This is a genomic window from Arthrobacter sp. NicSoilB8, assembly GCF_019977355.1.
Lineage (GTDB): Bacteria > Actinomycetota > Actinomycetes > Actinomycetales > Micrococcaceae > Arthrobacter.
In genome coordinates, this window is record NZ_AP024655.1 from 4,603,262 (window position 1) to 4,622,959 (window position 19,698).

Genomic DNA, 19,698 nt, shown 5'->3' on the forward strand with positions numbered 1-19,698 from the left:
CACGGCGGAGACGGCGTCGATCACTGTTTCAGGATTCACGGACGTTCTCCCTCCGGTCGGCCACGAACCGGGCCACGGTGACCGAGCCGACGAAGCCGATGAGCGAAATCGCCACCAGCAGCATCAGGTTGTTAAGGTGCCGGTTGGCGGCCATGTCGATGCACAGGGCCGCCCCGAAGATGGCCAGCAGCACGTCGGCGGCGAGCACCCGGTCCAGCAGCGAGGGCCCCCGCGCGATCCGCACGATCGCCCCCGCGGCGGCCAGGGAAAGTACGACGGCGGTCACCGTCAGGACAACCTGCATCATGCGGCGATCTCCTGGGTAAGGGCGGACAGTTCCTCTTTGGTCCCCATGATCCTGATCAGCCCGGCCTCGGTGTCACGGACCTCCTTGCGCAGCTTGGCCGCGTCGTCCGCGTCGCGGACGTTGATGCCGTGGATGTAGAGGGTGGACGTGGACCTGTCCACCTCCACCACGAGAGACCCCGGAATCAGCGAGATCACGTGCCCGGTGGCCGTCACCAGGAGGTCGGAATGGCTCCGCAGCGGCACGGCGACGATTGCGCTGACCACGCGCGGCCCGCGGGCCACGGCGAGGTACAGGACCTGGAAGCTCGCCGCGACAACCTTGCCGAGGAAGACGATGGCGAAGGGGACGGCGCGGAGCACGTTGAAGCGGCCGCCGAGCTCCACCGGGGGCAGATAGAAAACGCGTGCCACGAGCACGGCGATGAGCGCCCCGAAGAGGAGATTGCCGGGGCTGAAGTTCTGCCACAGGGCGCCCCAGACGAAGACCAGCCACACCAGCAGCGGCAGTTCCTGACGCAGGGAGATCCTTTTCCGGTTCATTTCCCGCCGCCCTGCTGCTGGTCCGGCCGGGCCGACTGAGGCACTGGCGGCACCGGCGCGTCCTCGCCAAGCACAGCCTGGATGTACGAGGACCTGTCCAGCATCTCCTGCGCGGACTGGTCGGCCACCTTGAACAACGGCCCGGCAAAGACCGTCAGGGCCACGCCAAAGACCACCAGGCCCAGGGTGGAGCCCACCATGGTGCGGGGCAGCAGGGTCACGTTCGTCTTCCCGGCCCGGTTACCGGTGGCGGAGTCTTCCGGAGCAGCCAGGAGCACCGGATCGGGGTGTTCGGCGTCCTCGGGTTTCCGCCAGAATGCCCTGTTCCAGACCCTCGCGATGGCCAGCAGTGTCAGCAGGCTGGTCAGCACCCCGCCGATCACCAGGGCGTAGGCCAGCGGGGTCCCGAGCTCGACGCCCGCCTGCAGGAGTCCCAGCTTGCCCAGGAATCCGGAGAACGGCGGGATGCCGGCCAGGTTCATGGCGGGAATGAAGAACAGCACTCCCAGAACCGGGGACAGCTTGGCCAGTCCGGCCACGCGGTCAATGGACGAGCTGCCGCCCCGGCGTTCAATCAGGCCGGTCACCAGGAACAGGCTGGTCTGGATGGTGATGTGGTGCGCCACGTAGAAGACCGCGGCGCCCAGGCCGGCCACCGTGGACATGGCCAGGCCGAACACCATGTAGCCGATATGGCTGACCAGGGTGAAGGACAGGAGACGCTTGATGTCGCTTTGGGCCAGGGCGCCGAGGATTCCCACCACCATGGTCAGCAGCGCCGCAACCATGAGCGGGGCATTGAGCGCATCCCCCGGGAACAGCAGCGTCTCGGTGCGGACCATCGCGTAGACGCCCACCTTGGTCAGCAACCCGGCGAACACCGCGGTGACCGGGGCCGGCGCTGTGGGGTAGGAGTCAGGGAGCCAGAAGGACAGCGGGAAGACGGCGGCCTTGATGCCGAAGGCCACCAGCAGCATGACGTGCAGCAGCGTCCGGGTGCCCTGGTCGAGGTCCCCGAGCTTGATGGCCAGATCCGCCATGTTGATGGTTCCGGTGGCGCCGTAGATCATGGCGATCGCGATCAGGAACAGCACCGAGGAGACGACCGAGACCACCACGTAGGTCACGCCGGCCCGGATGCGCGGTCCCGTCCCGCCGAGGGTGATCAGCACGTAGCTGGCCGTCAGCAGGATCTCAAAGCCGACGTAGAGGTTGAAGAGGTCCCCGGACAGGAAGGCGTTGGACACCCCGGCGACGAGGATCAGGTAGGTCGGGTGGAAGATCGAGACCGGCGCGTCGCGGTCGCCGTCGGCCATGCCCTGGCCCGTCGCGTAGATCAGCACGGCGAGGCTCACGGCCGAGGACACCACGAGCATGAGCGAGGAGAACTGGTCCACCACCAGCACGATCCCCCAGGGCGGCATCCAGCCGCCGAGGTTCACCGCAGCCGTCCCGCCTTCCCAGACAGAAGCCAGCAGCCAGCATTCCAGGAGCAGGGTCAGGGTCAGGAGGGTGATGCTGACGGCCCGCTGGGCCCGGGGGTTGCGGATCAGCAGGAACGTCAGGGCGGCGCCCAGGATGGGGAGTACGACGGCGAGCGGGGCAAAGCTGGCAATGTTCACTTTCCGCCTCCTTCCGGGCTGGGGTCGACGTTCAGGGAGCCGGGCTGTTCTTCGGACGCGGCTTTTTCGGCCCGCACGGGGCGGTCGCCGGACATGACGGCGGCAGTGCCGCCGTCATTGGCGGAACCGCCGTCTTTGGCGGAACCGGCGGCGCCGATCAGGGACAGCGGGAACTCGGAGGTTTCGACCGGAATCACGGAGTCGTCCTCGGCATCGAAGCTGGGCGTTTCCGCGACGCGCCGGTCCTCGGCGTCATCCTGGATTTCATCCTGGCGGGCCAGGACCCAGGTCCGGTAGATGATGCCGAGCATGAACGCCGTGACGGCGAAGGAGATCACGATCGAGGTCAGGATCAGGGCCTGCGGCAGGGGGTCGTTGTAGTCCCCCGCCGGGACGTCCTTGTCGAAGATCGGCGCCAGCCCGGCGTACCCGCCGGTGGCGAGGATCAGCAGGTTGGTGGCGTTAGCCAGCAGCATGAGGCCCAGCAGGACCCTGGTGAGGCTGCGTTCGAGGATCAGGTAGATGCCGCAGGCGTAGAGGGCCCCCATGACCATCAGCAGGGTCAGATTGACGCTCATGTGGTTCCCCTGGCAGTTGTTTCCGCGTCGGCGGCCTGGGCGGAGACTCCGCCGGCCGCCCCGTCGTTGGACAGTTCGTCGTTGGACAGTTCGCCGCGGGACAGTCCGTCGCGGGACAGTCCGTCGCTGGACAGTTTCTGGTCGGACAGTCCGCCGTCGGACGCCTCGTCCTCGGCCGGCTCGGGTGCTTCCTCGAAGTGCTCGTCGATTTCCGCACCCAGGCTGCGCAGCACGTCCAGGGCCAGCCCGACCACCACGATGTACACGCCGATGTCGAAGATGGTGGAGGTGACGAACTTGATGTCGCCGAAGACGGGCAGCCACACTTCCACGATGGCGCTCTGGAACACTTGGCCGCCCAGCAGCAGCGGGGTCATGCCGGCGGCTGCGGCCGTGGCCAGGCCGATTCCCAGCAGGGTGCCGGCGCCGACGGGAGTGGCTTCGCGCAGTTCGAAGCGGCCTCCGGCGAGGTATCGGATGGTCAGCGCCAGGCCGGCGGTAAGGCCTCCGGCGAAGCCGCCCCCGGGCAGGTTGTGGCCGGCCAGGAGCAGATAGATGGAGAACACGATCATCGAGTGGAAGATCAGGCGGGTGACCACCTCAAAGATGATCGAGCGGCGCTCGGGCGCCAGGGTCCGGCCGGCCACGAGCCAGGCGTCCCGCGTGGCGGCGGCGAACCGCCGGTTCATTGCCAGGGCGGCATCGTCCCGGGTGCTGCCTCTGGCCCCCGTCCGCCGCCCGACTGTCCCTTCCGCGACGTTCGCGGAAGTCCGGATGCGGTCACCGCGGCCCCGGACGAAGATGAGGCTCGCCACGCCGGTGGCGGCCAGGGCCAGGACGGAGATCTCACCGAAAGTATCCCAGGCACGGATGTCCACCAGGGTCACGTTGACGACATTGAGGCCGCCGCCGCCCTCGTAGGCCAGCTGCGGGAACTGCAGGGAGACCGGCGCGGCCACGCGGGCGCCGAGTGCGTGGATGGCCACGAAAATCATGGTGACGCCGAACGACAGGCCGATCACCACGCGGATGACCCGGTATTTCCCGCCGGTTCTGTCCCGCAGCCCCGCGGGAAGGCTCCGCATGGCCAGCACGAAGGCCACCAGGATGATGGTTTCCACCAGCATCTGGGTCAGGGCCAGGTCCGGGGCCCCCTGCAGCGCGAACAGCAGGGCGATCCCGTAGCCGGTGACGGAGACCATCAGGACGGCCAGGAATCGCTTGTTGGCCCGGACTGCGGCCAGCGCGCCGATCACGATTCCGGCGCCGGCCACAAGCTGCAGCGGCGAGCCGGGATCGACGACATAGAGCCCGGGCGGCAGCGGTTTGTTGGCCAGGAGCAGCGCCGTCAGAGGCAGGACGAACGCCACGGTCAGGATGACGGACAGGTAGAAGAACAGTGAGCCTCGCTGGGTCCGGCCGGTGACCCAGACCGCTGTGTCGTCCAAGGCGCCGATCGTCTGCTGGTAGGCGCGGTCCGCGTCGATCCAGCCCGGCACCCGTGCCTGCAGCCGGGCCACGGCGTTGCGGCCGTAGTACATGGCCAGGCCCAGGGCGAAGGTCACCGCGGTCAGCCCCAGGGCCGGGGTGATGCCGTGCCACAGCGCCAGGTGCCCGGGGGCGGAGGCGGACCCGTCCACGAAGAGCTCCGCATAGGGCTGGATCCAGCCGTCAACGGGGGCCGGCCACAGTCCGTAAATGATCGTCAGGAGGCTCAGGACCGCCGGCGCGGCAAGGAAGGCAGGCTTGATCGGCTTGAAGGCTGTGGGCGAGACGCCGGGCTTCACGGCAAAGGCGCCCCACATGAACCGGGCGCTGTAGGCGAAAGTCAGGACCGAGCCCACCACCACGCCGGCCAGGAGCCAGGGCCCGGTCCCGGACGCCGAGGTGTAGTGGATGAAGGCCTCGAACACCGATTCCTTGGCGACGAACCCGGCCAGCGGCGGAATGCCCGCCATCGAGGCGGCGCCGATCGCCGCCACGATCGCCAGTGCCCGGGCCGAGCCGTAGACGCCGGAGAGCTCGCGGATGTCCCGGGTCCCGGCCTGGTGGTCGATGATGCCCACCACCAGGAAGAGCGTGGCCTTGAACAGCCCGTGTGCCAGGAGCAGGGCGAGCCCGGCGAGCGCCGCGTCGGGTGTGCCGAGGCCCACCACCATGGTCAGGAAGCCCAGCTGGCTCACGGTGCCGTAGGCGAGGATGAGCTTGATGTCGGTTTGCCGCAGGGCCCGGTAGCCGCCTACCAGCATGGTGGCCAGGCCCAGGCCAAGGACGATCGGCAGCCACGGCGGGGTCGCGGCGAACCCGGGGGCCAGGCGGGCCACGAGGTAGATCCCGGCCTTCACCATGGCCGCCGCGTGCAGGTAGGCGCTCACGGGAGTGGGGGCGGCCATCGCACCGGGGAGCCAGAAGTGGAACGGAACCAGGGCGGATTTGGTGATCGCACCGATCAGGATAAGAACGACGGCGGCGCTCACCGCTCCGCCCGCCGGGCCGGTGACGAGCGCGGGGGCCTGGTCCAGGATGGCCTGGATCCGGTAGGTCCCGGCGGTTGAACCGAGGATGATGAGCCCCACGAGCATGGCGAGCCCGCCGGCTGTGGTGACCACGAGGGCCTGCAGCGCCGAACGCCGCGCGGACAGCCGGGTGCGGGCGTAGCCGATCAGCAGGTAGGACAGCACCGTGGTCAGTTCCCAGAAGACGAACATCAGCAGGAGGTCATCGGCGGTGACGAGCCCGAACATCGCGCCGGCGAACGCCAGGAGCTGGGCCCCGAAGCCGCCGAGGTAGTCGTCCTTGTTCTTGAAATACCGGGCGCAATACACCAGTACCAGCGCGCCCACCCCCAGCACCAGCAGGGACATGACCCAGGCCAGGGCATCCATCCGGAACGCGAGTTCGAGCTGCAGTCCGGGGACCCACGGCAGTACTTCGGTGATCGCCCCGGCATCCGAATTGGCTGAGTCCGAATAGATGGCGCCGTGCTGCAGGATCAGCCAGATAAAGGAGGCCGCGGGGACCGCGGCCAGGGCGTAGAACGAATTCCTGCCAAACTTTCGGAACAGCAGCGGGGCCACAGCAGCCACCGCAAAGTGCACGGCAAGGACTGTGATCACTGGTATCTCCGCAACGTCAGAAATTCGATTGTCAGCAAGTTGGAGCAGGCGGGTCATTTGTTAGGTTCGGTGCGGACAGTTTACCAAGCGTGTACAAATTCTTTTGGCTTGGACACCGGGCGCTGGACAATTCGTAGCAAAACCGAAACCGGAGCTAAACAAGCAGCGGAACAGGAAGCTAAACAGGCAGCTCAACAAAGAGCGGCAAGAACCCGCCGGAGACTCTCCGCGGGTGACCCGCAGCGGGCACCCCTGGCGGCTACCATTCAGGCTATGAACACTGCCGCCGCCCCTGAGGCCATGCGACCGTCGTCCGAGCTGGAATCGGGAAGTCCCGTTTCGCACAAGGGCCGGATCCTCGCGTGGGCGTCATGGGACTGGGGTTCGGCAGCCTTCAATGCCGTCATGACAACGTTCGTTTTCACCGTCTATCTGACCTCCAAGGCGTTTGGCGGCGAGGACCAGGCCTCGGCGGTCCTCGGCGCGGCGCTGGCCGCTGCCGGCCTGGCCATCGCCTTCCTGGCCCCCGTCACCGGGCAGCGGTCGGACAGCGGCGGCAGGCGCAAGCTGTGGCTGGGGGTCAACACGGCCGCCGTCGCGCTCCTGACTGGGCTGTGCTTCTTTGTTTTCCCGCGGCCGGAATTCCTGCTCCTCGGTGTCACGCTGATTGCGCTCGGCAACGTCTTCTTCGAATTCGCCGGGGTCAACTACAACGCCATGCTCGCCCAGATTTCCACGCCGCGGAACATCGGCAAGGTCAGCGGCTTCGGCTGGGGAATGGGGTACCTCGGCGGCATCGTGGCGCTGCTGATTGTGCTGCAGCTCTTTGTCCAGCCCAGCGTCGACTGGTTCGGCGCCTCCACGGCGGACAGCCTCAACATCCGGCTGGTGGCGGTGTTTTCGGCCTTGTGGTTCTTCATCTTCGCCCTGCCCGTGCTCTTCGCCGTGCCCGAGCTGCCACGCGCGGCCGGCGGCGCGCGCCCGGGCTTCTTCGCCTCCTACGGCCTGCTGGTCCGGCGCATCAAGGCGATCTACCGGACCAGTCCGCACACCATCTACTTCCTGCTCGCGAGCGCGATCTTCCGGGACGGGCTGGCCGCGGTATTCACTTTCGGAGGCGTGATTGCGGCCGGAACCTTTGGCTTCGAGCTCAAGGACGTCATCTTCTTCGCGATCTTCGGAAACGTCGTGGCCGCCGTCGGGGCCATTCTGGGCGGCTTCTTCGATGACAGGATCGGGCCCAAGGCCGTCATTGTCGCGTCCCTGGCCGGCCTGCTGCTCGCGGGCACGGCGATCCTGGTGCTCGGCAACGGAAGCTACGAATTCTTCGGCAGGGCCTGGGCCGGGACCAGCACGTTCTGGACCTTCGGCCTGCTGCTCTGCCTCTTCGTGGGCCCGGCCCAGTCCTCCTCCCGCGCGTATCTCGCCCGGCTCGCCCCGCACGGCGAATCCGGCGAGCTGTTCGGCCTTTACGCCACCACGGGCCGGGCCGTGAGCTTTCTCGCCCCGGCTCTTTTCACGCTCTGTATCGCCGTCGCCACCCCCTTTGTGGCCAGTGGAGAGGCCCAGCGCTGGGGCATCTTGGGCATCATGGTGGTGCTGCTGGCGGGCCTGCTGGTCCTCCTGCCGGTCAAGGCCCCGGACGAGACCGACATCGCGGTTGTCCCCGTGGCCTGAGTCGTCCGAAAATCCCGTTCCCGCACTAGGCTGAGGATATGAACGTGGATGAGACGGACCTCCCCGGCCTCGGCCGGCGCAAGGACTTCATGACTGCATCGGGACGCCGGATCGGCGTGGTCGAATACCGGGAAGGCCAGACGGAACTAATCGTCTCGACCTGGGACGATCCTGACACCTGCCAGGCCTCAGTACCGCTGACCGCGGACGAGGCCGCCGCCCTGGGGAATCTCCTGGGCGGCCAGCGCCTGGCCATGCAGCTCTCCGAGGAGCACCGGGAAATCCCCGGCATCGTCACCCGCCAGTTTTCGATCAGCGCCGAGTCGCCCTTCCAGAACCAGCCGATGGGCAAAGCGAGCATCCGGACCCGCAGCGGGGTCTCAATCGTGGCCATCATGCGCGAAGGCGAGGTCCTCCCCTCGCCGGGACCCGACGTCGTGCTCCACCCCGGTGACCTCCTCATTGCAGTCGGAACGCAAGAAGGCCTGGACACAGCGGCCGGCATCCTGCGCAACGGATAAGCGGCATGGATCCGCTCGCGCTGACCCTCATCGAGCTGGGGGCCGTCGTCTTCTGTCTCGGCCTGCTGGCCAGACTGGCGGGGCGGATCGGGATGTCCCCCATTCCGCTGTACTTGGTGGGCGGGCTGTTCTTCGGGGCCGGAGGCCTCATCAAGCTCGAAGGCATGCACGAGTTCGCGCATCTTTCCGGCGAGATCGGTGTAATTCTCCTGCTGCTTATGCTCGGACTGGAATATACGGCGGCCGAGCTCGTCACCGGACTGCGGCGGTCCTGGCAGGCCGGCGTCCTGGATATGCTGCTCAATTTCCTGCCCGGCGCGGGGCTAGCGCTGTTGCTGGGGTGGGGCCTCGTGGGTGCCATGGTGATGGGCGGAGTCACCTACATTTCGTCGTCCGGGATCGCGGCCAAGGTGATCACCGATCTCGGCCGGATCGGCAACCGGGAAACCCCGGTGGTCCTGGCCATCCTGGTCTTCGAGGACCTCGCCATGGCCGTGTACCTGCCGGTCCTGACCGCCACGCTGGCCGGCGTCAGCTTCGTGCTGGGCCTGCAGACCGTGGGCATCTCCCTGGCCGTCGTCAGCATGGTCCTGGTGGTGGCGCTGCGGCACGGCCACCACGTATCCAAGGCCGTGCACAGCGAAAACTCCGAGGTCTTCCTTCTCAACTTGCTCGGCGCGGCACTTCTCGTCGCGGGGCTCGCGGCCGCCATGCAGGTTTCCGCGGCGGTGGGCGCATTCATGCTCGGCATCGCCATTTCGGGGGCCACGGCCCACAGCGCCACCCGCATCCTGGAGCCGCTCCGGGACCTTTTCGCGGCGATCTTCTTCGTTGTTTTTGGCCTCAACACGGACCCGCGGTCCATCCCGCCGGTCCTCGGCTGGGCGCTGTTGCTGGCCCTGGCGACGGCAGCCACCAAGCTGATCACCGGGTACTGGGCGGCCAAACGGGCCGGGATCGGGATTCCCGGCCGTTTCCGCGCGGGCGCCGCCCTCATTGCGCGCGGCGAGTTCTCCATCGTCATCGCGGGCCTGGCCGTTGCCTCCGGCGTGGTGCCGCAGGAGCTGGCGGCCCTGGCCACCGCCTATGTCCTGATCATGGCGATCGTGGGCCCGCTGGCCGCCCGCTTCGTGGAACCGCTCGTCCGGCTGATGCGCCGCCCGGTCAGACGGCCCGCTGTCCGGACCTCCGGCTCGGCCTAAGGCCACAAGGCACTGCACCGGCGCCAGGGCCGGCGCTGGAGGACGCCCCTAGGTGCCGGTGCCCAGATGCCCGGATGCAGATGCCGGTACTTAGATGTCGGTACGGTGGAAATTCAGGTGGCTGCGGCTGGCTGTGGGGCCGCGCTGGCCCTGGTAGCGGTTGCCGTACTCCCCGGACCCGTAGGGGTGCTCCGCCGCGGAGGAAAGCCGGAAGAAGCACAACTGGCCGATCTTCATTCCCGGCCACAGCTTGATGGGCAGTGTCGCCATATTGGACAGCTCGAGCGTGACGTGACCGGAGAACCCCGGGTCGATGAACCCCGCCGTCGAGTGCGTCAGGAGGCCGAGCCGGCCGAGCGAGGACTTGCCCTCAAGCCGGGCCGCAATGTCATCCGGAAGCGTCACGGTCTCGTACGTGGACCCGAGGACGAACTCCCCCGGGTGAAGGATGAACGGCTCACCGGACTCCACCTCCACGAGGCGGGTCAGCTCCGGCTGTTCCTCGGCCGGATCGATGTGGGCGTATTTGTGGTTGTCGAACAGGCGGAAGAACTTGTCGATCCTGACGTCCACCGAGGACGGCTGGACCATGGCGGAGTCGAAGGGTTCCAGGACAATCCGCTGGGAGTCGATTTCGGTTCGAATGTCGCGGTCAGAGATCAGCACAGGTTCAAAAATACCGCACGGGGCGAAACCCGGCTTCACGTACCGGCGCAGCAGCCCAGTGTTACTTCCCGGCTGGTCGCGATGAGCCAGCCGGGATGCGGCGGCCGCCAGCCAGTCAGTGGTCGGGGCCGGGTCGGGGCCGGGACGGGGCCGGGTCGTGGCCATGGCCGTCGGCCTGTCTATTCCGTGGCGGGCATATCTTCCAGGATGGACTTGAGCCGCTCGAGCTGGCCCACCTCGGCCTTCATCCGCCGGCGGAACGGGCTGGTCACCCGGACCAGGAATCCCTTGGGCTCGCAGTTCAGGGCAAAGCGGACGCGGGTGCTGGGGCCCTCCGTGCTCAGGTAGTAGCCCCCGTGCGGCCGGGCCGGCCCGACGATGACCTGGTATTGGATCTCCGCGCCTGGCCGGGCCTCGATGATTTCAAAATCGGCGGCCACGGGGCGGCCCCCGGGACCCGCGACCGTCTGCCGGTACACGGCGCCCTTGGCGCCGGCGGCGCCGGAAAGCAGCTCCACGCTCCGGACCCCTTCCCGCCACAGCGGCAGGTGGCCCGGGTCCAGGAGGAAGTTGTAAACGCTCATGGCGTCACGGTGAATGATGACGTCATACTCTGCGAATGCCACGAAAATCCTTGCTCGGCGGACAGCTAATGGGTGTAGCCCGCTTCCCCGGAACTGCAGCTAACCATTTCAGGATAGACAGCACTGGCCGCGGTCCCGGATCCCGTGGCGGGCTTTCGCCGAAGAGTGTCCGAAGAGTTATGCGACGGCGCGGAGTGTTACGGCGGCCCAGCATGTGTCCGGGCCGGGCGCGGACAAGTTGCAGGGCCCGGACAAGTTGCAGGGGCAGGGGCGGGCCGGGGCAGGACAGGGCCCGGCCGTGGACAGACAACGCGCGGACGTGACGTGTTCAACCTCGCGGCCAGACTGAGGTAATGTAAATCTCGTTGTTTCACCGGGGCAAAGTCCAGCATCTTGGACGGCCCCACTGCGGCTGTAGCTCAATGGTAGAGCGCTAGCTTCCCAAGCTTGATACGCGGGTTCGATTCCCGTCAGCCGCTCCAATCCTTCCCTGCGTTTCTCCCTGCGCTGCCGCGCCGCTCCCCCGGGCTGCCATTAGGTTGCTACCTGTATCGTCAGAAGTCAGGAACCTCTTCGGTTCCGCTACAGGAGCAATCATGGCTGACAAATCCCCCCGTCAAGCAGCATCCAAGAAATCCGGCAAATCCATCAAGGAAAAGCGCGCTGACAAGAGGGCCGCTTCAGCGCCGGCCAGCTCCCTGGACAAGGTGACCGCCACGAAGACGGCGAGCGCCAAGAAGAAGTGACCGGTTCCCCGAACCATCTCACCCTTGGCATCCTCGCCAGCACGCGAAAACCCGACGAGCGACGCCTCCCCATCCACCCCCTGCACCTGGACCGTATCGCGCCGGAGATCCGGGGCCAGCTGATCCTCGAGGAAGGCTACGGAGAGCGCTTCGGCCTTTCCGACACCGAGCTTGCGCCCCTCGTGGGGCGCATCGCCCGCCGGGAGCAGCTGCTGGCGGATGCCGACGTCGTCCTGCTGCCCAAGCCTCAGCCGGAAGACCTGGCCGAGCTCCGCGACGGGCAGGTCCTCTGGGGCTGGCCGCACTGCGTGCAGGACCGGGCCATCACCCAGCTGGCGATCGACAAGAAACTCACGCTGATCGCCTTCGAAGCCATGAACCACTGGGCCAGCGACGGCGGCTTCGGCCTTCACGTGTTCCATAAGAACAACGAGCTCGCCGGCTACTGCTCCGTGCTGCACTCCCTGGCCCTGACCGGTTCCACCGGAGACTACGGCCGCCGGCTGAGCGCCGTCGTCATCGGCTTCGGCGCGACGGCCCGCGGTGCGGTCACGGCCCTGAACGCCCACGGCGTCCACGACGTGCAAGTGCTGACCAACCGCGGGGTTGCCGCGGTGGGCTCGCCCATTCACTCGGTCCGGATTGCGCAGTTCGATCACGACAACGAGGCTCCGTTCCTCAGTGAGGTCATTACCGAGCGCGGGCGGGTGCCGCTGGCGCCGTTCCTCGCCGAGCGTGACATCGTGGTCAACTGCACCCTGCAAGACCCCAACGCGCCGCTGACCTACCTCCGCACCGAGGACCTGGCCGCATTCCGGCCCGGCAGCCTGATCGTGGACGTGTCCTGCGACGAGGGCATGGGCTTCAGCTGGGCGAAAACCACCACGTTCGCCGAGCCGATGTTCAAGGTCGGGGACCACATCGACTACTACGCCGTGGACCACAGCCCGTCCTACCTCTGGAATTCCTCCAGCTGGGAGATCAGCGAGGCACTGCTGCCGTTCCTCGAGACCGTGGTCGAGGGCCCCGACGCATGGACCGCGAACGAGACCATCCGCCGCGCGATTGAAATCCGCGACGGCGTGGTCCTGAACCCGGATGTGCTGCAGTTCCAGCAGCGGGAGCCGGAGTACCCGCACCTTCCCCTGTCGCGCTAGTACTCCCGGATTTCCGCGACGAAAAAGGACAGCCGCTGCGCGGATCCACGCAGCGGCTGTCCGGGAACGGCGCACAAAGCTAGGCCGTCCGGACAATCCGCAACAGCCGCCGCCGGTTCTTCAAGTCCACCTTGAGCATGAGCTGCCCGCGCCGGGCCAGGACGACGGCGACTGTCGCGGCGGCCAGCATCGGCACGCCGCCGGAGATCAGGACAGCGGTGTGCGGGTCCGCGTGCTCGGCGAGCCAGCCGACCATCGGGCCGCCGATCGCCTGACCGCCGATCAGCACCATGATGTACAGGCTCATGACGCGCCCGCGGATCGCGAGGTTGGCGCTGACCTGGACCAGCTGGTTCGCCGCGGTGAGGAACATCAGGCACCAGAAGCCGGCAAGCACCATGGCCGCGCCGAACCAGGGCATGGACGGCGCCAGGGATGCCAAACACAGCATGAGCCCGTACATCCCGGCGCCCAGGACCACCGAGCGCAGCCGCAGTTCGCGCCGCCGGGCCGAGGTAATGGCGCCGGCCAGGGCGCCGAGGGCAACGAGGGTGTTGAGCAGGCCGTAGCCGCCGGCACCGGCGTCGTACACATGGTCGGCGAACGCGGCCAGCAGCACCGGAAGGCTCATCGCGAACACCGCGACAAACCCTGCCATCAGCCAGGGCCAGTAGATCGTGGGCTTGCTGAGGGCGTAGTCCAGGCCTTCCCTCAGCATGCCGCGGCGTTTGGAGACCGGGACGCTGACATGCAGCTGGTCCTTGCGCAGGCTCAGGAGCATGGCCACGGTGAAGCAGCAGGCCACCGCGTTGGCGGCAAAGGCCCAGCCCGCGCCGACGGCGGTCAGCAGGAGCCCTGCCAGCGCCGGACCGATCAGGCCGCCGAGCTGGAAGATCGTCGAGTTCACACTGATCGCGTTGCGCAGGTAGCCGGGGCCGACGAGTTCGTTGACGAACACCTGGCGGGCGGGCTGGTCCAGCACGGTCACGAAGCCCAGGACCAGGGCGATCGCATAGACGTGCCCGACCTCGATCCGCTGGCTCAGGGCCAGCGCGGCGAGGACCGCGGCCAGCACGGCGGCCACCGACTGGCACAGCATGAGGATCTTCCGCTTCGGGAAGCGGTCCGCCATCATGCCGGCCCACGGGCCGAGGAACAGCGACGGCAGGAACTGCAAAGCCACGGTGATGCCGACGGCGGTGACGGATCCGGAGAGCTGGAGCACCAGCCAGTCCTGGGCGATCCGCTGCATCCACAGCGCGATCACGGCGATGAAGTGGCCGATCGCGAAGACCCGGAAGTTGCGGATCTTCAGCGAGATGAACGTATGGCGCCACGGCAGGCGCTGGGTGACGACGGCGATGGGTTGGGTGATGGTGTCCGGCAAGGAAGCTGCGTTCGCCTCAAGCGGCGGAGGGGGAGCCACGGAAATGTCCTCAAAAGAGCGGGTGAGCGGGATGGACTTAACGCTAGGCTGGCCCCAGACGATTGTGGAAGCCTATTCCCCGCATAACTCGCATTACAGATCGCAATGCAATGTCAGCGGCATCCGATTCGGGAGACCCTCATGTTCGAACCTGCCCAGCTCCGTTCGTTCCTGGCGGTGGCCGAAACCCTGAGTTTCACCAAGGCCGCAGAACGCCTCGGCCTGGCCCAGCCGACCGTCAGCCAGCATGTGCGCAAACTGGAGTCCGCCGCCAAGCGGGTGCTCGTTGCACGGGACACCCGGGACGTGCGGCTGACGGACAATGGCGACGCCATGGCCGGGTTTGCCCGGAACATCCTCGCCGCGCACGACGCCGCCTCCCGCTATTTCTCCGGATCCGCCATGCGCGGCCGGCTGCGCTTTGGCACGGCCGACGATCTCGCCATCACCGGGCTGCCCCGCATCCTCCGGGAGTTCCGGCAGATTTATCCGCAGATCAATCTCGAGCTCACGGTGGGCCAGAGCGACCAGCTCTACAAGCGCCTGAATGCGGGCCAGCTGGACCTTGTGTTTGTGAAGTGGGTGGCCGGGGCCAAGGACGGGACAGTGGTCCAGCAGGATGCCTTCGCCTGGGTCGGCCTGGAACAGACCGTGCTGGATCCGGCCGGTCCGGTGCCGCTGATCGCGTACCCCTCCCCCAGCCTCAGCCGGAAGCTTGCGATCGATGCCCTTGAGTCCACCGGCCGGACCTGGCGGATCACCTGCACCACGCGGCAGATCAGCGGCGTGCTGGCCGCGGTCCGGGCCGGCATCGGGGTGGCGGTCATGCCGTCCTCCCTGGTGCCGGACGACCTGAAAATCATCACCCGGCGCTTCGACCTGCCGCCCGTAGGTGATGTCGATTTCACCCTCATCCGCAACCCGCTGGCCAATACCGAGGTGATCGATGCCCTCACCCAGGCGATCGTGGGCCGGACCCTGAAACGCCCGGCCTGAGGCGGCTGATTGCCCGTTCGAGGCGGCGCCGCCGACTCGTCACGCGGTCAGGCAACCGCTCCCGGCAGCCCCCGGCGCGGCCACAGCGCCGTCGCGGTACTTACCCTGAGTGCTACCCGCACGGGGAAGACTACTTACTTGACCATTGAACGATGCAGGTACTTCATCTATCCTGTCATTACCTAAGATCAACTGTTCGAGGTCAAGCAGAGGCCCACGACAACGATTCGAAAAATCGAACGCTGTCCGCGCTGCTGCCGCATGGCTGGCGCCGGGGCGTTCGGGATAGGCCGCCAATGATGCCAGCTGTAAACCATTCCCGTATCCCCTTAGCCGCTTCACCACGTGCGCCGAAGGCCGCCCATCCGGCAATCGCGCCAGCGTACCCGGCGGCGGCAATGCACCACCCCGGCCCTGCCATCCAGCACGCCGGCGTGACGCAGCATGCCAGCGCCGTTCAGCACGCCAGCCCGGACCGCCGGGGAATCCGCCCCGCCACTTTGGCGGAGTCCGAATACGTTGCCAGTCCGTATTGCGAACGCTGCGGCACCGACGAATTCATTTACCTTGAGACCTTCGTGCCCGCCACGCACCGCCGGGACGGCTCGGTCAGCAAACTCGGCGAGGTCACCTACTTCTGCTCGGGTTGCGACGATTTCTCCGCCCACGCGGTCCCCGCCTCATGGGTGCCGCCAGGCTGGTACTTCGGCTAAGCGGCACGCCGACTCGGTCCGGCGCATAACGTCCCCGCAGCCCTGAAGCTTTCACGCCTTCGCCGCTTAACGCCGTCGCCGCCGTGCACGCACCTCACGGTGCCTGCACGGCGGCGACGGCGTTTTAGCACGCCCGGGTTACGGTTTTAGCAGTTCCCTGCTAGATGAGTGCGTCCGAGATGTGGTTGGGCGTGCCGAAGCGGTGGGCCGTGATGCTGATGGCCTGCTCGTGCAGGAACGGCAGCAGCTCCACGCGCCCGGCTTCCGTGACCGGGTGGAAGTAGACGGCCAGGTCGGGGCGGCCGCCGGTGGCCTCGGCCAGTGCCCTGGCGTCCCCGCCGATCAGCCGGATCCGGGCGCCGGACAGTTTGCCCGCCGCGGCGAGCCTGCCGGCGGAAGCCAGCCAGTCGGCGTCGTTCTCCACGGTGGCGGTGATGCCGAGCCCGGACAGGACGGCGCGCAGCTGGGCGGGCAGTTCGACGGCGGCGGAGACCGTCAGCGCGGACCCGGCGAGGACACCGGCGGCGACGGTCCGGACGAGGTCGGCAAGGGGTTCGCCTTCGGCCAGGCGGACCGTGACCGGCAGCGGGCGGTAGCGGAAGACGTTGCGCTCGGCGCTGAGACCCGAGACGTCCTTGGCGGTGCCGAACTCCTCGGCCCAGGCCCGGGCGTCGGAGGCCAGCGCGCGCTGCAGCGGCGCCAGTTCCCCGGCAGTCAGGAAGCCCTTGGCCGCGTCCTCGATCCGGCGCACTCCAGAGTGGGCGGCGGTGCCGGCGGCGGCGGGCTTGCTGACCCATTCGCCGAGGCCGACGAGGTAGTTCGGTCCGCCGGCCTTGGTGCCGGCGCCGACGGCGGATTTCTTCCAGCCGCCGAAGGGCTGGCGCTGGACGATCGCGCCGGTGATGCCGCGGTTGACGTAAAGGTTGCCGGCCTGGATGGTGTCCAGCCAGATGCCCAGTTCCTCGCTGTTGAGCGAGTGCAGGCCCGCGGTGAGGCCGTAGTCGATCTGGTTCTGGATCGCGATGGCGTCCTCAAGGGTTTCCGCGGTCATGACGCCGAGGACGGGACCGAAGAACTCGGTGAGGTGGAAGTAGGATCCGCGCCGGACGCCGGAGCGCACGCCGGGGCTCCAGAGCTTGCCCGTGTCGTCCAGCTTCCGCGGTTCCACGGCCCAGGTCTCACCCTCGCCGAGAGTGGTGAGGGCGTTGAGGAGCTTGCCGTTGGCGGGCTCGATGATCGGGCCCATCTGGCTTGTCGGGTCTTCCGGGTAGCCGACCTTCAGCGAGGTGACGGCGTCAATGAGCTGGTTGTGGAAGCGCTTGGACGTGGCCACCGATCCGACGAGGATCACGAGCGACGCGGCGGAGCACTTCTGGCCGGCGTGGCCGAACGCGGAGTACGCCACGTCCTTGGCCGCGAGGTCCAGGTCCGCGCTGGGGGTGACGATGATGGCGTTCTTGCCGCTGGTTTCGGCCAGCAGCGGCAGGTCTTTGCGGAAGGAGCGGAAGAGCTCGGCGGTCTCGTAGCCGCCGGTCAGGATGACGCGGTCCACGGCCGGGTGGGAGACCAGCTGACGGCCGAGTTCCCGCTCGCCCAGCTGGACCATGGTGAGGACGTCGCGCGGAACGCCGGCCTCCCAGAGAGCCTCGATCATGACCGCACCGCTGCGGCGGGCCTGCTTGGCGGGCTTGATCACGACGGCAGAGCCCGCGGCGAGGGCCGCCAGGGTGGAACCGGCCGGGATGGCGACGGGGAAGTTCCACGGCGGCGTCACGACGGTGAGCTTGGCCGGGACGAAGGCGGCGCCGTCGACGGCGTCGAGCTTGCGGGCCGATTCGGCGTAGTAGTGCGCGAAGTCGACGGCCTCGCTGACCTCAGGATCGCCCTGGTCAATCGTCTTGCCGGTTTCGCTGGCCATAACCTCGAGGAGGTCGGCGCGGCGGGCCTCGAGGACGTCGCCGGCGCGGTGCAGGATCTCGGCGCGCTCGGCGCCGGAGAGTGCACCCCAGGCCTTGCCCTTCTCGAGGGCGGTGCCGATGACCGAGTTCAGGGTCGCCTCGTCGTTGATCATGGCGGCCTCGACGGCGGCGTTGCCCAGCGTGGAGGTCGCCACGCGGCCCAGGATGGCGCGGCCCCAGTCGCGGTTCGCGGGCAGTGAGGGATCCGTGTCCGGCGTGTTCTCGAACGAGTCGCGGGGCAGCGGCGCGGCCGGGAGGGCGCGGTTCTGCCGGCGGTTCGGGCCCGGGACCTCGTCGTCGAGCTTGGCGAGGGAGGCGAGGAAGCGCTGCTTCTCGCGCTCGAAGAGCGATTCGTTTTCAGAAAGCTCGAAGACGGCGGACATGAAGTTGTCCTGGCTGGCGCCCTCTTCGAGGCGGCGGATCAGGTAGGCGATCGCGACGTCGAACTCGGCGGGGTGGACCACCGGGGTGTAGAGCAGGAGGGAACCGACGTCCTTCTTGACGGCTTCGGCCTGGCCCTGGGCCATGCCGAGGAGCATCTCGAATTCGATGCTCGGCTGTGCGGTATCCGCGATGCCGCGCTGCTTGGCCAGCAGCCAGGCGAAGGCGATGTCGAAGAGGTTGTGGCCGGCGACGCCGATCCGGATGTTGCGGATCCGGTCCGGGTGCAGCGAGTAGTTGATGACCCGCTTGTAGTTGGTGTCCGAGTCCTGCTTGGTGTTCCAGGTGGCGAGCGGCCAGTCGTGCAGGGAGGCCTCCACCTGCTCCATCGGCAGGTTGGCGCCCTTGACCACACGGACCTTGATCGCGGCGCCGCCGTCGGCGCGGCGGGCCGCGGCCCAGTCCTGCAGGCGGATCATGGCGGCGAGGGCGTCCGGCAGGTAGGCCTGGAGCACGATGCCGGCCTCGAGGTTCTTGAACTCGGGCTTGTCCAGGATCCGAGTGAAGACCGCGATGGTCATGTCCAGGTCCTTGTATTCCTCCATGTCCAGGTTGATGAACTTGGCGGTCTTTCCCGCGCCAGTGCCTGACGCGCCGTCGGCAAAGGAGGCGGCGCGGGTGAAGAGCGGGGTGAGCTTCTCCACGACGTGCTCCACGGCCTCGTCGAAGGCCCACGCGGAGTGCGGGGCCACCGTGGAGGAGACCTTGATGGAAACGTAGTCCACGTCCGGGCGGGACAGCAGGGCGTGGGTTCCCTCAAGCCGTCGGGAGGCCTCGTGCTCGCCGAGCACGGCCTCGCCGAGGAGGTTGACGTTGAGCTTGATGCCGTCCTTGCGGATCTTGGCGATGGCCGGGCCCAGCTTGGCGTCGGTGGCGTCGACAATGAGGTGGCCGACCATTTCGCGGAGCACGCGGCGGGCGACCGGGATGACCACCTGCGGCAGGACCGGAGCCATGGTTCCGCCGAGGCGGACCGCGCTGCGCATGTACCAGGGCAGGAACGCCGGGACCTTGGGGGCGAGGGCGGCGAGGTTGCGGGCGGCGACCTGGAGGTCCTCCGGACGGACGACGCCGTCGACGAATCCGACCGTGAAGTCCAGGCCGTTGGGGTCCTTCAGGACGCCGGCGAGCTGTTCGGCCGAGGCGTCGACCGGAACCTTGGCGGCTTCGGTGAGCCAGTGGCGCACCAGCGCGATGGTGTCCTCGGCCAGGGCCGCGGCTTCGAGGACCGTGGAGCCTTCCGAGACGGCGGCGTGTGTGGCTTCGTTGCCTGCGGCCTTGCCGGTGGTTGCGCCGGATTCCGTGGAGATGTTGGTCATGGCTGGAACTCGTTCTTTCTCAAGATGTGGACCTCTTATGAATCAGTATGCGACCGGATTCTCATAAGATAAAGCGATGTTTTCCGAGCAATACCGGTTAGGAAAACCGATGCTTCCTTGCCCCGTC

General features: G+C 67.6%; 16 protein-coding genes and 1 tRNA gene. 8 read left to right on the forward strand and 9 right to left on the reverse strand.

Going from position 1 to position 19,698, the window contains the following annotated elements:
• Nucleotides 1-28: 28 nt before the first annotated feature.
• Genes LDO15_RS20840 through LDO15_RS20860 form a run of 5 tightly spaced genes read right to left on the reverse strand, consistent with a single transcriptional unit; the run spans nt 29 to nt 6,165 of the window.
• The gene (locus LDO15_RS20840) at nt 29-307 is read right to left on the reverse strand and encodes a monovalent cation/H+ antiporter complex subunit F (RefSeq protein WP_223982007.1); all 279 of its coding nucleotides are present in this window, start codon (nt 305-307) and stop codon (nt 29-31) included.
• Nucleotides 304-849 (reverse strand): Na+/H+ antiporter subunit E, encoded by a 546-nt coding sequence (locus tag LDO15_RS20845; protein ID WP_223982010.1) that lies wholly within the window; start codon nt 847-849, stop codon nt 304-306. The genes LDO15_RS20840 and LDO15_RS20845 overlap by 4 nt, the downstream gene beginning before the upstream one ends.
• Nucleotides 846-2,471 carry a Na+/H+ antiporter subunit D gene (locus tag LDO15_RS20850; protein WP_223982013.1) on the reverse strand — a complete coding sequence of 542 codons (1,626 nt, stop codon included), beginning with the start codon at nt 2,469-2,471 and terminating at the stop codon, nt 846-848. The genes LDO15_RS20845 and LDO15_RS20850 overlap by 4 nt, the downstream gene beginning before the upstream one ends.
• Nucleotides 2,468-3,049, reverse strand: a complete 582-nt coding sequence (locus tag LDO15_RS20855) for a Na(+)/H(+) antiporter subunit C (protein ID WP_223982016.1) — start codon at nt 3,047-3,049, stop codon at nt 2,468-2,470. The genes LDO15_RS20850 and LDO15_RS20855 overlap by 4 nt, the downstream gene beginning before the upstream one ends.
• Nucleotides 3,046-6,165 (reverse strand): Na+/H+ antiporter subunit A, encoded by a 3,120-nt coding sequence (locus LDO15_RS20860; RefSeq protein ID WP_223982019.1) that lies wholly within the window; start codon nt 6,163-6,165, stop codon nt 3,046-3,048. The genes LDO15_RS20855 and LDO15_RS20860 overlap by 4 nt, the downstream gene beginning before the upstream one ends.
• 273 nt (nt 6,166-6,438) lie before the next feature.
• On the opposite strand from LDO15_RS20860, the gene LDO15_RS20865 reads away from it, so the two are divergent.
• The 3 genes from LDO15_RS20865 to LDO15_RS20875 are packed head-to-tail and all read left to right on the forward strand — an operon-like array spanning nt 6,439 to nt 9,565.
• Complete coding sequence (locus tag LDO15_RS20865; RefSeq protein ID WP_223982022.1) at nt 6,439-7,842, forward strand: MFS transporter; 1,404 nt, start codon at nt 6,439-6,441, stop codon at nt 7,840-7,842.
• A gap of 38 nt (nt 7,843-7,880) precedes the next feature.
• On the forward strand, nt 7,881-8,363 hold the full coding sequence (locus LDO15_RS20870) for a cation:proton antiporter regulatory subunit (RefSeq protein WP_223982024.1): 483 nt from the start codon (nt 7,881-7,883) through the stop codon (nt 8,361-8,363).
• A gap of 5 nt (nt 8,364-8,368) precedes the next feature.
• Entirely contained in the window at nt 8,369-9,565 is a 1,197-nt protein-coding gene (locus LDO15_RS20875) for a cation:proton antiporter (protein WP_223982026.1), read from the forward strand.
• A 90-nt stretch (nt 9,566-9,655) separates the two neighbouring features.
• On the opposite strand, the gene dcd is transcribed toward LDO15_RS20875, so the two are convergent.
• Both dcd and LDO15_RS20885 read right to left on the reverse strand, forming a co-directional pair.
• On the reverse strand, nt 9,656-10,231 hold the full coding sequence (dcd, locus tag LDO15_RS20880; RefSeq protein WP_223982028.1) for a dCTP deaminase: 576 nt from the start codon (nt 10,229-10,231) through the stop codon (nt 9,656-9,658).
• A gap of 179 nt (nt 10,232-10,410) precedes the next feature.
• On the reverse strand, nt 10,411-10,857 hold the full coding sequence (locus LDO15_RS20885) for an SRPBCC family protein (RefSeq protein ID WP_223982029.1): 447 nt from the start codon (nt 10,855-10,857) through the stop codon (nt 10,411-10,413).
• 366 nt (nt 10,858-11,223) lie between these two features.
• Here LDO15_RS20885 and LDO15_RS20890 point away from each other — a divergent pair.
• The 3 genes from LDO15_RS20890 to LDO15_RS20900 all read left to right on the forward strand — a co-directional run bounded on the left by LDO15_RS20890 (nt 11,224) and on the right by LDO15_RS20900 (nt 12,718).
• Nucleotides 11,224-11,297, forward strand: a tRNA-Gly gene (locus LDO15_RS20890).
• Between the two features lie 114 nt (nt 11,298-11,411).
• Nucleotides 11,412-11,561, forward strand: coding sequence for a hypothetical protein (locus LDO15_RS20895; RefSeq protein ID WP_223982031.1), 150 nt, complete (start codon nt 11,412-11,414; stop codon nt 11,559-11,561).
• Nucleotides 11,558-12,718 carry a N(5)-(carboxyethyl)ornithine synthase gene (locus tag LDO15_RS20900; RefSeq protein WP_223982033.1) on the forward strand — a complete coding sequence of 387 codons (1,161 nt, stop codon included), beginning with the start codon at nt 11,558-11,560 and terminating at the stop codon, nt 12,716-12,718. The genes LDO15_RS20895 and LDO15_RS20900 overlap by 4 nt, the downstream gene beginning before the upstream one ends.
• A 79-nt stretch (nt 12,719-12,797) precedes the next feature.
• Here LDO15_RS20900 and LDO15_RS20905 read toward each other — a convergent pair whose 3' ends face one another.
• The gene (locus LDO15_RS20905; RefSeq protein WP_223982035.1) at nt 12,798-14,144 is read right to left on the reverse strand and encodes an MFS transporter; all 1,347 of its coding nucleotides are present in this window, start codon (nt 14,142-14,144) and stop codon (nt 12,798-12,800) included.
• Between the two features lie 141 nt (nt 14,145-14,285).
• Between LDO15_RS20905 and LDO15_RS20910 the strand changes: the two genes are divergently transcribed.
• Entirely contained in the window at nt 14,286-15,140 is an 855-nt protein-coding gene (locus LDO15_RS20910; RefSeq protein WP_223982037.1) for a LysR substrate-binding domain-containing protein, read from the forward strand.
• A gap of 434 nt (nt 15,141-15,574) precedes the next feature.
• Entirely contained in the window at nt 15,575-15,853 is a 279-nt protein-coding gene (locus LDO15_RS20915) for a hypothetical protein (RefSeq protein WP_223982040.1), read from the forward strand.
• A 160-nt stretch (nt 15,854-16,013) separates the two neighbouring features.
• On the opposite strand, the gene LDO15_RS20920 is transcribed toward LDO15_RS20915, so the two are convergent.
• Complete coding sequence (locus LDO15_RS20920; protein WP_223982043.1) at nt 16,014-19,571, reverse strand: bifunctional proline dehydrogenase/L-glutamate gamma-semialdehyde dehydrogenase; 3,558 nt, start codon at nt 19,569-19,571, stop codon at nt 16,014-16,016.
• Nucleotides 19,572-19,698 lie beyond the last annotated feature (127 nt).